Genomic DNA, 12,160 nt, shown 5'->3' on the forward strand with positions numbered 1-12,160 from the left:
ACAGTCATTGAAATCTGTCATCCGTCATCTGATACCTGCCAGCTGATACCCGTCAGCCACCCCGCCCCACCCCCACCCCCACCAAGCTCACCCCCGTCTAAACTGAGCCCCACCCAAAGCTCAACCCACCCAAGCTGAGCCCCACCCAAAACCGAACCCCGCGCCCCTCTCCCCAAGACCCACCGAGTCGGGCGCCGAATTTCATGGTGTGCCGGGAAGTCTGGTCGGCAGCGCTTTCAGCGTTCCCTTTCGCCGATCGACCGGAGGCCCTTCGCATGGCCGCGCCCACCCCCCGCCCCAAGGTTCTCGCCAGGCTCTCGCTGCCCGAGCGGAACTTCGTGGTGAACGCGCTGCGCACCGAGACGGTGGGCGGAGTCCTGCTCCTCCTCGCCGCGATCGCCGCCCTGATCTGGGCGAACACGCCGCTCAAGGACAGCTACGAGTCCGTGCGTACCGCGCACCTGGGGCCCGGTGCGCTGGGCCTGGACCTGTCGGTGCAGCACTGGGCGGCGGACGGGCTGCTCGCGGTCTTCTTCTTCGTCGCGGGTGCCGAGCTCAAGCGCGAACTCGTCGCCGGGGATCTGCGCGACCCAAAGGCCGCGATGCTGCCGGTGATCGCGGCGCTCTGCGGGATGGTGGCGCCCGCGCTGGTGTATCTGCTGGTCAACAGCGCGGGCGGCGGTTCGGCGGACGGCTGGGCGGTGCCCACCGCCACCGACATCGCCTTCGCCCTCGCCGTGCTCGCCGTCATCGGGACCTCGCTGCCCTCGGCCCTGCGCGCCTTCCTGCTCACCCTCGCGGTGGTGGACGACCTCTTCGCCATCCTGATCATCGCGGTCTTCTTCACCGGCGAGCTGAACTTCGCCGCGCTCGGCGGGGCCGCCGCGGGCCTCGCCGTCTTCTGGCTGCTGCTGCGCCGCGAGGTGCGGGGCTGGTACCTCTACGTACCGCTCGCGCTGGTGATCTGGGGGCTGATGTACAACAGCGGCGTGCACGCGACCATCGCCGGGGTGGCCATGGGCCTGATGCTCCGCTGCACGCGGCGCGAGGGCGAGGAGCACTCCCCGGGGGAACGCGTGGAGCATCTGGTGCGGCCGGTGTCGGCGGGGCTCGCGGTGCCGCTGTTCGCCCTGTTCAGCGCCGGGGTCGTGGTGTCGGGCGGCGCGCTCGCGGAGGTGTTCGGCACCCCTCAGACGCTGGGCGTGGTGCTCGGCCTGGTGGTGGGCAAGACGGTGGGGATCTTCGTCGGGACCTGGCTCACGGCCCGTTTCACCCGGGCGGAACTCGGGGAGAAGCTGGCCTGGCCCGATGTGTTCGCGGTCGCCGTGCTGGCCGGAATCGGCTTCACGGTCTCGCTCCTGATCGGGGAGCTGGCCTTCACCGGGGATCCGGCGCTCACCGAGGAGGTCAAGGCGGCCGTGCTCACCGGCTCGCTGATCGCCGCGGTCTGCGCCACGGTGCTCCTGAAGATCCGCAACGCCCGCTACCGCAGGATGTACGAGGACGAGGAGCGCGACGAGGACCAGGACGGGATCCCCGACATCTACGAGACGGACGACCCCGAGTACCACCTGCGGATGGCGGAACTCCTGGAGAAGAGGGCCGCGGAACACCGCAGGCGTGCCCAAGTGGCGGGCGGGGGGAGCGCCGCGGACGAGCGTCCGGCATGATCTGTGACCAGAAACGTTCTACGGCACGTCAGTTCTCGTGGCTGACGGGCCTGTCCGGCTCCGATGGGGGCACACCACCTGAACGGCCGGACGCCGAGGAAGCATGGGAACGCCAAGGAAAGTGAGAACGCGATGAGCCACACCGACGGCCCCGTCGGCGCAGAACGCAGTCTCGGCCAGCTGGTCGCGCACGCGACCGGTGAGCTGTCCGCCCTGGTGCACGACGAGATCGCGCTCGCCAAGGCCCAGCTGCGACAGGACGTCAAGCGCGCGGGTGTGGGCTCGGCCGCCTTCACCGTGGCGGGCGCACTGCTGATCTTCTCGCTGCCGATGCTGAGCTTCGCCCTCGCCTACGGCATCCACGCCTGGAGCGACTGGCATCTGTCGGTCTGCTTCCTGCTGTCCTTCGCCGCGAGCGTGCTGCTCGCCGGGCTGATCGCGCTGGTCGGCGTGGTCTTCCTGAAGAAGGCCAAGCAGGGCGGCGGCCCGCAGAAGGCGGTCGCCTCCGCCAAGGAGACGGCGGCGGTGCTGCAGCACGCCAAGCCGCACCCGCGTGCGATCGGTGCCACCGACGCGGCGGCGCTGCCGAGCGCCGGTGAACGGAAGGCTGTGGCACGCTCGACTCCATGACAGACCCCGCCACCCACTCGGCGCAGCCGGCCTCGGTCGTACATGTCGACGGCCCCTGGACCCACCGCGATGTCGCAGCCAACGGCGCACGCTTCCACATCGCGGAACTGGGCGAGGGGCCGCTCGTCATGCTGCTGCACGGCTTCCCGCAGTTCTGGTGGGCCTGGCGCCACCAGATGACCGCCCTGGCGGACGCGGGTTTCCGGGCGGTGGCGATGGACCTGCGCGGAGTGGGCGGCAGCGACCGCACCCCCCGGGGCTACGACCCGCCGAACCTGGCGCTCGACATCACCGGCGTGGTGCGCTCCCTCGGCGAGCCCGACGCGGCGCTGGTCGGCCACGACCTGGGCGGCTATCTGGCGTGGACGGCGGCGGTGATGCGGCCGAAGCTGGTGCGCCGCCTCGCGGTGACCTCGATGCCGCATCCGCGCCGCTGGCGCAGCGCGATGCTCGGCGACGCGCGGCAGTCCGCGGCGAACTCCTGCGTCTGGGGCTTCCAGCGGCCGTGGATCCCCGAGCGGCAGCTGGTCGCCGACGACGGCGCCCTGGTCGGCGAGCTGATGCGGGACTGGTCGGGGCCGGTGCCGCTGGAGGAGGAGGCGGTGCGGATGTACCGCCGGGCGATGTGCATCCCCTCCGCGGCGCACTGCGCGATCGAGCCGTACCGCTGGATGGTGCGCTCGCTGCTGCGGCCGGACGGCTTCCAGTTCAACCGCCGGATGAAGCGGCCGGTGCGGGTGCCGACGCTGCATCTGCACGGCTCGCTCGACCCGGTGATGCGGGTGCGCAGTTCGGCCGGCTCCGGCGAGTACGTCGAAGCCCCGTACCGCTGGCGGCTGTTCGACGGGCTCGGGCACTTCCCGCACGAGGAGGACCCGGTCGCCTTCTCCACCGAGCTGGTGAACTGGCTGAAGGACCCCGAGCCGGACCGCTGAGCGCCCGGCGGCACCCGGTCCGGGACCGCCCTGCCGCTCGGTCCGAACTCCCGTCCACCGAACCGGATTTCGGGACCGATTTGGGTGTGCGGGCCGCGGTTACCGACCTTGAGGCCCGGGCAGACGTCGGGGTATGGGCTGGACTCACGACTACAGTGACGCAGCACGCCGCCGCGGCTCAGGAGCCTCTCTGACCCCTCGTCAGCAGGCCGGGCCGCCCAAGGGGGACCGGGGTTCCGGCTCCCCCGACATCGGCATTCCCCGCATTCTGCGCCGACGCGCCCGCTGGGTGTCGGCACGGCTGCGGCATCCCAGCCGCGGCTGAGGCCGCGGTGCTCCCCGCCTCCGGCGGCTCCGTCCGGCGCTGTCCGTCCGGGCCGCCTTCCGCACGCGCCCGCCCCCGCGGCCGGGTCGGCAGCCGCCGCCGAAGACCGATCGGCCCGCACGGCTGACGTACGGCCGGGCAGGTCCTGTGGGTTGGGTCTGCACTCCCCGCGCGGCTGACGTACCGGCCCGCGGTGGCCGGTCTGACGTACGCCCCTGACGGCTGGACAGTTCCGACAACCGGACGCACGGACGACCCGACAACCGGACGACCGGACGACCGGACGACCGGACGACCGGCAACTCGGACTGCCGGACCGCTCGGACGACCTGACAGCACGAACAGCGCGTGCAGCACGTACAGCCGGACAGCTCAGAGCGCGCAGCTGTCGCTGTCGACCTCCTGGCCGGCCGTGCGTCCCCGGTCGATGTCCTCGCGTACCTCGTCGTTGGTGAGGGCGTAGCCGGTGTCCGGGTCGTCCAGGGACTTGGCGAACACCACTCCGTAGACCTTGCCGTCCGGGGTGAGCAGCGGTCCGCCGGAGTTGCCCTGCCGCACGGTCGCGTACAGCGAGTAGACATCGCGGCGGACGCTGCCGCGGTGGTAGATGTCGGGGCCGTTGGCGGTGATGCGGCCGCGGACGCGGGCCGGGCGGACGTCGTAGGCGCCGTTCTCCGGGAAGCCCGCGACGATGGCGCTGCGGCCGCTGTCCGCGTCGGAGTCGGTGAACTCGAGGGCGGGCGCGTTCAGCCGGGGCACGTCGAGTACGGCGATGTCGCGGCGCCAGTCGTAGAGGACCACCTTGGCGTCGTAGAGCTTGCCCTCGCCGCCGATCTGCACGGTGGGCTCGTCGACCCCGCCGACGACATGGGCGTTGGTCATCACGCGCCGCTCGTCGAAGACGAAGCCGGTGCCCTCCAGGACCTTGCCGCAGCCCTGGGCGGTGCCGACCACCTTCACGATGGACTTCTTGGCGCGCTCGGCGACCGGGCTGCCGGAGAGCGCCGGATCGGGCGGCCGGACGTCCTTGATGGGCTCCTCGGAGAAGGGGCTGAAGACCTGGGGGAAGCCGTTCTGCGCGAGGACCGAGGAGAAGTCGTTGAACCAGGTGTCGGCCTCGGGCGGCAGGGCGCGCGAGACCCCGAGCAGCACCTGGGAGCCGCGGACCTCCCTGCCGAGGGTGGGCAGGGTGGTGCGGGCGAGGGCGGAGCCGATGAGCCAGGCGACCAGGAGCAGGGCGAGGACGTTGACCAGGGCGCCGCCGGTGGCGTCGAGGGCGCGGGCCGGGGACCAGGTGAGGTGGCGGCGCAGCCGGTTGCCGAGGTGGGTGGTGAAGGCCTGGCCGATCGAGGCGCAGACGATGACGATCACCACCGCGACGACCGCGGTGGTGGTGCCGACCTCGGCGTCGTCGGTCACGGCGTCCCAGAGCAGCGGCAGCACGGTGACCGCGACGAGTCCGCCGCCGAGGAAGCCGACGACGGACAGGATGCCCACGATGAAGCCCTGGCGGTAGCCGATCACCGCGAACCACACGGCGGCCGCCGCCAGCAGGAAGTCCAGCACGTTCACCGAATCAAGCCTCGCCTCACCTCGCGATCCTCAGGTCCCGTGCCCGGGCCGCCCGGCGGGGTCCGGGGGCGGGCCGCCGCGCCGGGAGAATCGTTCCGGGACCGCGGCGGGGCGCGGTCCCGGTCGTACACATGACGGGGGCCACCTTGTCATGAGTGCCAGTCGAGCGGGATCTTCCGCTCCCGGTCCCAGGGGCGTTCCCAGCCTGCGTAGTGCAGCAGCCGGTCGATCACTCCGGCGGTGAAACCCCAGACCAGGGCGGAGGCGACGAGGAAGGCGGGGCCGGTGAAGCCCCGCGGGTGGACGCAGGTCGCGCGGTTCGCCGGGTCCGTGAGATCGGCCACGGGCACCGTGAACACCCGGGCGGTCTCGGCGGGGTCGACCACGCCGACCGGGGAGGGCGCCCGCCACCAGCCGAGCACCGGGGTGACCACGAACTCGCTCACCGGGATGTACAGCTTGGGCAGCAGCCCGAAGAGCTGCACCCCCGCCGGGTCGAGGCCGGTCTCCTCCTCGGCCTCGCGCAGGGCCGCGCGCAGCGGGCCCTCGCCGTGCGGGTCACCGTCCTCCGGGTCGAGGGCACCGCCGGGGAAGGAGGGCTGGCCGGCGTGCGAGCGCAGCGTGCCCGCGCGTTCCATCAGGAGCAGTTCGGGACCCTGCTCGCCCTCGCCGAAGAGGATCAGTACGGCGGACTGTCGGCCGCCGCCGTCCTCGGGCGGCAGGAAGCGGCTGAGCTGGGTGGGCTCCACGGTGTCCACGGCATCGAGGACCGGGTCCAGCCAGCGCGGCAGTCCCTCCCTGTGCAACCGCACCGGCTCCTCGGTTCCCACCGGCTGTCTCCCGGGGCCGCGCGGCTCCCCCGCGGGGACAGCGTGTCCGGCCTGGCTCGCGTGTGTCATCGGCACCCCCCTTCCTCGTTCCCCGCCCTGTTCCGGCCTCCGGCTCCCGGTCCCCGGCTCTCCAGTCCCCAACGCCCCGCCACCCGCCTTTCGTTCCGCCCCTCCCCGTACGGCCCCTCCCCGTACGGCCAGTGCTCCGTACGGCCCGCTGCGCAGTGCGGCGGGCGCGGCGGGCGGCCGGGATCTCAGGCGGCGCCGAGCGGCGGGGCGGGTTTGCCCGGGTAGTCCGGCGGCGGTTTCAGGCGCTGGCCCGGCATGCCGCCCATCTCGTACTTGAGCAGCTTCCGCGCCTTCTCCGGGTCGGTCTCGCCCTCGCCGTACGACGGGCAGAGCGGGGTGATCGGGCAGGCGCCGCAGGCCGGTTTGCGGGAGTGGCAGATGCGGCGGCCGTGGAAGATCACCCGGTGCGAGAGCTCGGTCCACTCGCTCTTCGGGAAGAGCGCGCCGACCGCCCGCTCGACCTTGTCCGGATCGGTCTCCTCGGTCCACCGCCAGCGCCGCACCAACCGCCCGAAGTGGGTGTCCACGGTGATGCCGGGCACCCCGAAGGCGTTGCCGAGGACCACGAAGGCAGTCTTGCGGCCGACGCCCGGCAGCTTCACCAGGTCCTCCAGGCGCCCCGGCACCTCGCCGCCGAACTCGTCCCGGACGGCCCGCGCGATGCCCATGATCGACTTGGTCTTGGCGCGGAAGAAGCCGGTCGGCCGGATCAGCTCCTCGACCTCCTCCGGGTTGGCCGCGGCGAGGTCCTCGGGCTCCGGATAGCGGGCGAAGAGCCCGGGCGTGGTCTGGTTGACCCGCAGGTCGGTGGTCTGCGCGGAGAGCACGGTGGCGAGCAGCAGCTGGTACGGGTTCTCGAAGTCCAGCTCGGGATGGGCGTACGAGTAGACCTCGGCCAGCTCGCGGTTGATCTTGCGCGCCCGGCGGACCAGGGCGGTGTGGCTCTCCGGCGCACGGGCGGCGGCACCGGCCGCGGGGGCCTGCTTCTTGGCCGCGGTCTTCTTCGCCGCAGTGGTCTTCTTGGCCGCCGCGGTCTTCGAAGCCGCGGTTCTGGTGGCCTTCTTCGGCGCCGCGGACTTCTTCCCGGCGGTGCTCGTCGTCTCGGCGGTGGTCTTCCTCGCGGCAGCGCTCTTGGCCGCCGGGGCCTTCTTCGCCGTCGCCTTCGCCGTCTTCGCCGTCGTCTTCTCCGCCGCCGTTCGCTTCCCGCCGGTCTTCTTCGCCGCGGGCCGGGCCTGCGTCCCGGACTCGGAACTCTTCACCATGCGGGCAGCCTACGGGCCGCCGGTGACAGCGGGTGCGGAAACCGGCGGCAGGGGCTCCGGACCGGGAGCCCCCGCCCTCCGGCGGCCTCCCGCTCCGTACCCGCGCCGCCGTGACCGCTGTCCGAAACCCGACCCCCGCCGTCCCGGAGCGCGCAGAATGGGGCTCTTGACGCCCGGGCGAGGGGCTGTTCGCCCAGAGCGGAATTCGCGACGCCGGATCGCGGCGAGGCCGCCCCGGGCGCGCTCCCACCGGGGTTTTGCGGCACCCGTTCGGTCTACCGGCCGGTACGGACACCCGGCGGCCACGGGGCGCCCGGGCCCCCAATTGGCCCCCTCCTGCACGGCAACGCACGCCCGTGCGGCAGACTTGTGACTGATCGCACTGTGCGGACCCTCCCGCAACCCTCCGGCAAAAGGGGAGCAAGGTCCCCTGACAAGCCGACAAGGAGAGAACTCGTGGACGACGTTCTGCGGCGCGCCCCGCTCTTCGCGGCGCTCGATGACGAGCAGGCGGCGGAGCTGCGCGCCTCCATGAGCGAGGCCACGCTGGCGCGTGGTGACGCCCTCTTCCACGAGGGCGACCCCGGCGACCGCCTCTACGTGGTCACCGAGGGCAAGGTGAAGCTGCACCGGACCTCCCCGGACGGGCGCGAGAACATGCTCGCGGTGCTCGGCCCCGGCGAGCTGATCGGTGAGCTGTCCCTCTTCGACCCGGGCCCGCGTACGGCCACGGCCACCGCGCTGACCGAGGTCAAGCTGCTCGGCCTCGGCCACGGCGACCTCCAGCCCTGGCTGAACGCCCGCCCCGAGGTGGCCGCCGCCCTGCTGCGCGCTGTCGCCCGGCGCCTGCGCAAGACCAACGACCAGATGTCCGACCTGGTCTTCTCGGATGTCCCCGGCCGCGTCGCGCGCGCCCTGCTCGACCTCTCGCGCCGCTTCGGTGTGCAGTCCGAGGAGGGCATCCACGTGGTGCACGACCTCACCCAGGAGGAGCTGGCGCAGCTGGTCGGCGCCTCCCGCGAGACGGTCAACAAGGCGCTCGCCGACTTCGCCGGACGCGGCTGGCTGCGCCTGGAGGCGCGGGCGGTCATCCTGCTCGACGTGGAGCGGCTGGCCAAGCGCTCGCGCTGACGCCCCGGACCCGCCCGGTGGCGGACGCCCGCACCCACCGGCACCGAAGCCCTGGCCCGACGGCCCCGTAAAAGCAGGCGCGCCCCGCCCCCGCTCTCGCGCAGAGTGGGGGCATGCGCGCCGGAACGGGACTCGACGACCAGGGCTTCTTCGTACCCGAGGGTGCTCTCTCGCGGGTGCGACCGCCCTTCGACGCGGTGCTCGCCGCTGCCCGGCCCCGGCTCGAAGAGGCCTTCGCGGACCGGCTGGACGGTGCCTATCTGTACGGTTCGGTGCCGCGCGGCACCGCGCGGGCCGGCCGCAGCGACCTGGACCTGCTGCTCGTCCTCGCCCGGGAGCCCGGGCCCGCCGACCGGGCGGCGGCCGGGGAGCTGGCAGCCGGGCTCGACGAGGAGTTCCGGCAGATCGACGGCGCGGGCATCCTCCTGATGGGGCGGGAGCGCCTGCTGAGCCCCGCCGAACGCCACGACGGCGGCTGGTTCCTGGCCTGCCTGTGCACCCCCTGGTTCGGCACCGACCACGTACCGCTGCTGCCGCGCTACCGGCCCTCCTCGCTGCTCGCCCGCGAGACCAACGGCGATCTCGGTGCCCGGCTGCCGCTCTGGCGCGAGCGGGTGGCGCGGGCCCGTACGGACGCCGAACTGCGCCTGCTGTGCCGGGCCTTCGCCCGCAAGCTGGTACGGACCGGGTTCACGCTCGTGATGCCCCGGCTGAACGCCTGGACCAGTGAGCTGGACGCCTCGGCCCTGGCCTTCGGCGACTGCTATCCGCAGCGGGGCGCCCAGATGCGGCGGGCCGCCGCGGTGGCCAGGGAACCGCTCGCGGACCGCGCCCTGCTCGCCGCCTTCACCGAGGACCTCGGGCCGTGGCTGGCCGCCGAGTACGCCCGGGTGCACGGGGTGAAGTCCGAGGAGAACCCGAAGAGGGGCGGCTGAGGCGGCCGGGGGCGCTCAGCCGATGAGCCCGTGCTCGCGGAGGTATTCGAGCTGGGCGCGGACCGAGAGTTCGGCGGCGGGCCACAGGGAGCGGTCCACGTCCGCGTAGACGTGCGCGACCACCTCGGCGGCGGTGGTGTGGCCGTTCTCGACCGCGGTCTCGACCTGGGCGAGCCGGTTGGCACGGTGGGCGAGGTAGAACTCCACCGCGCCCTGGGCGTCCTGGAGGACCGGGCCGTGGCCGGGCAGCACCGTGTGGACACCGTCGTCGACGGTGAGCGAGCGCAGCCGCCGCAGCGAGTCCAGGTAGTCGCCGAGGCGGCCGTCGGGGTGGGCGACGACGGTGGTGCCGCGGCCGAGGATGGTGTCCCCGGTCAGCACCGCCCGGTCGGCGGGCAGATGGAAGCAGAGCGAGTCGGCGGTGTGGCCCGGGGTCCCCACCACCCGCAGTTCGAGCCCGCCGAGGGCGACCGCCTCCCCCTCGGCGAGGCCCTCGTCGCCGAGCCGCAGCGCCGGGTCGAGCGCGCGGACCTTGGTGCCGGTGAGCGCGGCGAACCGCCCGGCGCCCTCGGCGTGGTCCGGGTGGCCGTGGGTGAGCAGGGTCAGCGCGACGCGCTTGCCCGCCTGCTCGGCGGCGTCGAGGACCCGGCGCAGATGGCTCTCGTCCAGCGGTCCCGGGTCGATGACGACGGCGAGTTCGGAGTCCGGCTCGGAGACCAGCCAGGTGTTGGTGCCGTCCAGGGTCATCGCGGAGGGGTTCGGCGCGAGGACGTTCACGGCGCGGTCGGTGGCCGGCCCGGAGAGCACGCCTCCGCGGGGCTGGCCGGGAAGGGCTGCGGCGTCGGTCATGGGCGGGGTCCCCCAGGTCGGGCGTGCGTGGGTGGCGGTGACGACGGTAGCGACGGTACGGGGCGCGGGTCGCGGCGGGCGGCCCGTCTCCCATGGTGGTCGGCTCCCCGTGGTGGTCGGTTTCCCATGGTGGTCGGCGCGCGAGCCCCCGCGGGCTCCCGTCGGAAACTTGTCACACGGTGTTCTTCCGGGGCGCGCCCGCGGGGCCCCGGTCGCCGCGCTCAGTCCGCCGGCCGCCCCGGCTCCGCGGCCGGCATGCGGGTGGTGAACTCGGCGTGCCGCGGCCAGGTCAGGACCACCTCGCCGTCCTCGACGCGGGCGCGGGCGATCACCGGCTCCAGGTCCTGCCGCGCGGCGGCGGCAAGCGCGTCTGCCGCGCTCGGGTGGCCGACGAGGGCGCGCAGGGTGGCCAGGGTGGGCGGCAGCATCACCATCTCGCCCTTCTCCTGCCCGGCGACCGCCTCCTCGGGCCGGATCCACACCGAGAGGTCGGCCTCGGTGCGCTCGGGGCCCCGGCCGTGCACGAGGGTGCGCTGCCCGGCCGGGAGGGCGGCCACGAAGAAGAAGGTGTCGTAGCGGCGGGGCTCGAACTCCGGGGTGATCCAGCGGGTCCAGGCCCCGAGCAGGTCGGAGCGCAGCACCAGGCCGCGCCGGTCGAGGAATTCCGCGAAGGAGAGTTCGTGGGCGATGAGGGCGGCGCGGTCGGCCTCCCAGTCGGCCCCGGTGGTGTCGGCGACGACGGTGCCCTCCTCGGGCCCGGCGAGCAGCACGCCCGCCTCCTCGTACGTCTCCCGTACCGCCGCGCAGACGACGGCCTGGGCGGCGCTCTCCTCGACGCCGAGACGCTCGGCCCAGTCGGCGCGGCCCGGGCCCGCCCAGCGGACGTGCGCCTCGTCGTCGCGGGGGTCGACGCCGCCGCCCGGGTAGGCGTAGGCGCCGGAGGCGAAGGCCATCGAGGTGCGGCGGCGCAGCATGTGCACCTCGACCCCGGCGGGGGCGTCGCGCAGCAGCATCACGGTGGCGGCGCGGCGCGGGACGACCGGGGTGAGTTCCCCGGCCGCGAGCGCGCGGATGCGGGCGGGCCACTCGGGCGGGAAGGCCTGGCTCCGGGACTGCGGCTCGTCGGACTCTGCGTTCGCCATGGCCGGAGGCTATCCGCTGCGGGACGGATGTTCGAGAGGCCCCGGAACCGGAGCCTCCCGGCGATCCGCCGCCGCGCGCCGTACGCCGTACGGGACACGGCGTACGGGATGCGGCGTACGGGATGCGGTCGTACCGCTGCGGCCCGCGGCTCAGGCCTCGGTCAGCTCCACCTGGACCTCGACCTCGACCGGCGCGTCCAGCGGCAGCGAGGCGACGCCGACCGCGCTGCGGGCGTGCACCCCCTTGTCGCCGAGGGCGGCACCGAGGAGTTCGCTGGCGCCGTTGATGACGCCGGGCTGGCCGGTGAAGTCGGCGGCGGAGGCGACGAAGCCGGTGACCTTGACGACCCGGGCGATCCGGTCGAGGTCCCCGGCGACCGATTTGACGGCGGCCAGGGCGTTCAGCGCGCAGACGCGGGCGAGCTCCTTGGCCTCCTCGGCGGTCACCTCGGCGCCGACCTTGCCGGTGACGTGCAACTTGCCGTCGACCATCGGCACCTGGCCGGAGGTGTAGACGTACACCCCGCTCTGCACGGCGGGCTGGTAGGCGGCGAGCGGCGGGACGACCTCCGGAAGGCGGTGGCCGAGCTCGGCGAGCTTGGCCTCGACTGCGCCGCTCATCAGGACTTCTCCCGCTTCAGATAGGCGACGAGCTGTTCGGCGTTGGGCCCGGGCACGACCTGGACGAGCTCCCAGCCGTCCTCGCCCCAGGTATCCAGGATCTGCTTGGTCGCGTGCACGAGAAGGGGCACGGTGGCGTATTCCCACTTGGTCATGGGGGCGAGCCTATCGGCAAGCCGGGCCGGGCCC

12 protein-coding genes are annotated in these 12,160 nt (G+C 73.4%); 5 read left to right on the forward strand and 7 right to left on the reverse strand.

Going from position 1 to position 12,160, the window contains the following annotated elements:
* Positions 1-275 precede the first annotated feature (275 nt).
* The 3 genes from nhaA (at position 276) to HFV08_RS10145 (ending at position 3,235) form a co-directional block, all read left to right on the forward strand.
* On the forward strand, positions 276-1,670 hold the full coding sequence (gene nhaA / locus HFV08_RS10135) for a Na+/H+ antiporter NhaA (RefSeq protein WP_168538037.1): 1,395 nt from the start codon (positions 276-278) through the stop codon (positions 1,668-1,670).
* Positions 1,671-1,802: 132 nt separating this feature from the next.
* The gene (locus HFV08_RS10140; RefSeq protein WP_040250161.1) at positions 1,803-2,300 is read left to right on the forward strand and encodes a phage holin family protein; all 498 of its coding nucleotides are present in this window, start codon (positions 1,803-1,805) and stop codon (positions 2,298-2,300) included.
* Complete coding sequence (locus HFV08_RS10145; protein ID WP_168538039.1) at positions 2,297-3,235, forward strand: alpha/beta fold hydrolase; 939 nt, start codon at positions 2,297-2,299, stop codon at positions 3,233-3,235. Before HFV08_RS10140 ends, HFV08_RS10145 begins: the two co-directional genes overlap by 4 nt.
* Positions 3,236-3,932: 697 nt before the next feature.
* On the opposite strand, the gene HFV08_RS10150 is transcribed toward HFV08_RS10145, so the two are convergent.
* The 3 genes from HFV08_RS10150 to nth all read right to left on the reverse strand — a co-directional run bounded on the left by HFV08_RS10150 (position 3,933) and on the right by nth (position 7,293).
* Positions 3,933-5,132 (reverse strand): MarP family serine protease, encoded by a 1,200-nt coding sequence (locus HFV08_RS10150; protein WP_168538046.1) that lies wholly within the window; start codon positions 5,130-5,132, stop codon positions 3,933-3,935.
* A gap of 149 nt (positions 5,133-5,281) precedes the next feature.
* Positions 5,282-6,031, reverse strand: a complete 750-nt coding sequence (locus tag HFV08_RS10155; RefSeq protein WP_168538048.1) for an NUDIX hydrolase — start codon at positions 6,029-6,031, stop codon at positions 5,282-5,284.
* Positions 6,032-6,216: 185 nt separating this feature from the next.
* On the reverse strand, positions 6,217-7,293 hold the full coding sequence (gene nth, locus HFV08_RS10160; protein ID WP_168538050.1) for an endonuclease III: 1,077 nt from the start codon (positions 7,291-7,293) through the stop codon (positions 6,217-6,219).
* A gap of 456 nt (positions 7,294-7,749) precedes the next feature.
* Between nth and HFV08_RS10165 the strand changes: the two genes are divergently transcribed.
* On the forward strand, positions 7,750-8,424 hold the full coding sequence (locus HFV08_RS10165) for a Crp/Fnr family transcriptional regulator (protein WP_040250176.1): 675 nt from the start codon (positions 7,750-7,752) through the stop codon (positions 8,422-8,424).
* A 113-nt stretch (positions 8,425-8,537) separates the two neighbouring features.
* Complete coding sequence (locus HFV08_RS10170) at positions 8,538-9,359, forward strand: nucleotidyltransferase domain-containing protein (RefSeq protein ID WP_168538052.1); 822 nt, start codon at positions 8,538-8,540, stop codon at positions 9,357-9,359.
* A 15-nt stretch (positions 9,360-9,374) separates the two neighbouring features.
* On the opposite strand, the gene HFV08_RS10175 is transcribed toward HFV08_RS10170, so the two are convergent.
* From HFV08_RS10175 to sp36, 4 genes are all read right to left on the reverse strand, one after another.
* Positions 9,375-10,208, reverse strand: a complete 834-nt coding sequence (locus tag HFV08_RS10175) for an MBL fold metallo-hydrolase (RefSeq protein ID WP_168538054.1) — start codon at positions 10,206-10,208, stop codon at positions 9,375-9,377.
* Positions 10,209-10,429: 221 nt separating this feature from the next.
* A complete protein-coding gene (locus tag HFV08_RS10180) occupies positions 10,430-11,350 on the reverse strand; it encodes an NUDIX hydrolase (RefSeq protein ID WP_168538056.1) in 921 nt (306 codons plus the stop codon).
* A 150-nt stretch (positions 11,351-11,500) separates the two neighbouring features.
* Positions 11,501-11,971 carry a RidA family protein gene (locus HFV08_RS10185; RefSeq protein ID WP_040250187.1) on the reverse strand — a complete coding sequence of 157 codons (471 nt, stop codon included), beginning with the start codon at positions 11,969-11,971 and terminating at the stop codon, positions 11,501-11,503.
* A complete protein-coding gene (gene sp36, locus HFV08_RS10190; protein ID WP_121791750.1) occupies positions 11,971-12,126 on the reverse strand; it encodes a Sp36 family protein in 156 nt (51 codons plus the stop codon). The genes HFV08_RS10185 and sp36 overlap by 1 nt, the downstream gene beginning before the upstream one ends.
* Between the last annotated feature and the right edge of the window lie 34 nt (positions 12,127-12,160).

The organism is Streptomyces physcomitrii, assembly GCF_012273655.1.
GTDB classification, from domain to species: Bacteria; Actinomycetota; Actinomycetes; order Streptomycetales; family Streptomycetaceae; genus Streptomyces; species Streptomyces physcomitrii.

Bases quoted from the DNA above. Each gene is read 5' to 3' on its own strand.
- HFV08_RS10145 (WP_168538039.1), top strand. From the start codon at position 2,297: ATGACAGACCCCGCCACCCACTCGGCGCAGCCGGCCTCGGTCGTACAT.
- HFV08_RS10155 (WP_168538048.1), bottom strand. From the start codon at position 6,031: ATGACACACGCGAGCCAGGCCGGACACGCTGTCCCCGCGGGGGAGCCG.
- HFV08_RS10175 (WP_168538054.1), bottom strand. From the start codon at position 10,208: ATGACCGACGCCGCAGCCCTTCCCGGCCAGCCCCGCGGAGGCGTGCTC.
- HFV08_RS10140 (WP_040250161.1), top strand. From the start codon at position 1,803: ATGAGCCACACCGACGGCCCCGTCGGCGCAGAACGCAGTCTCGGCCAG.
- HFV08_RS10185 (WP_040250187.1), bottom strand. From the start codon at position 11,971: ATGAGCGGCGCAGTCGAGGCCAAGCTCGCCGAGCTCGGCCACCGCCTT.
- nth (WP_168538050.1), bottom strand. From the start codon at position 7,293: ATGGTGAAGAGTTCCGAGTCCGGGACGCAGGCCCGGCCCGCGGCGAAG.
- HFV08_RS10170 (WP_168538052.1), top strand. From the start codon at position 8,538: ATGCGCGCCGGAACGGGACTCGACGACCAGGGCTTCTTCGTACCCGAG.
- nhaA (WP_168538037.1), top strand. From the start codon at position 276: ATGGCCGCGCCCACCCCCCGCCCCAAGGTTCTCGCCAGGCTCTCGCTG.
- sp36 (WP_121791750.1), bottom strand. From the start codon at position 12,126: ATGACCAAGTGGGAATACGCCACCGTGCCCCTTCTCGTGCACGCGACC.
- HFV08_RS10180 (WP_168538056.1), bottom strand. From the start codon at position 11,350: ATGGCGAACGCAGAGTCCGACGAGCCGCAGTCCCGGAGCCAGGCCTTC.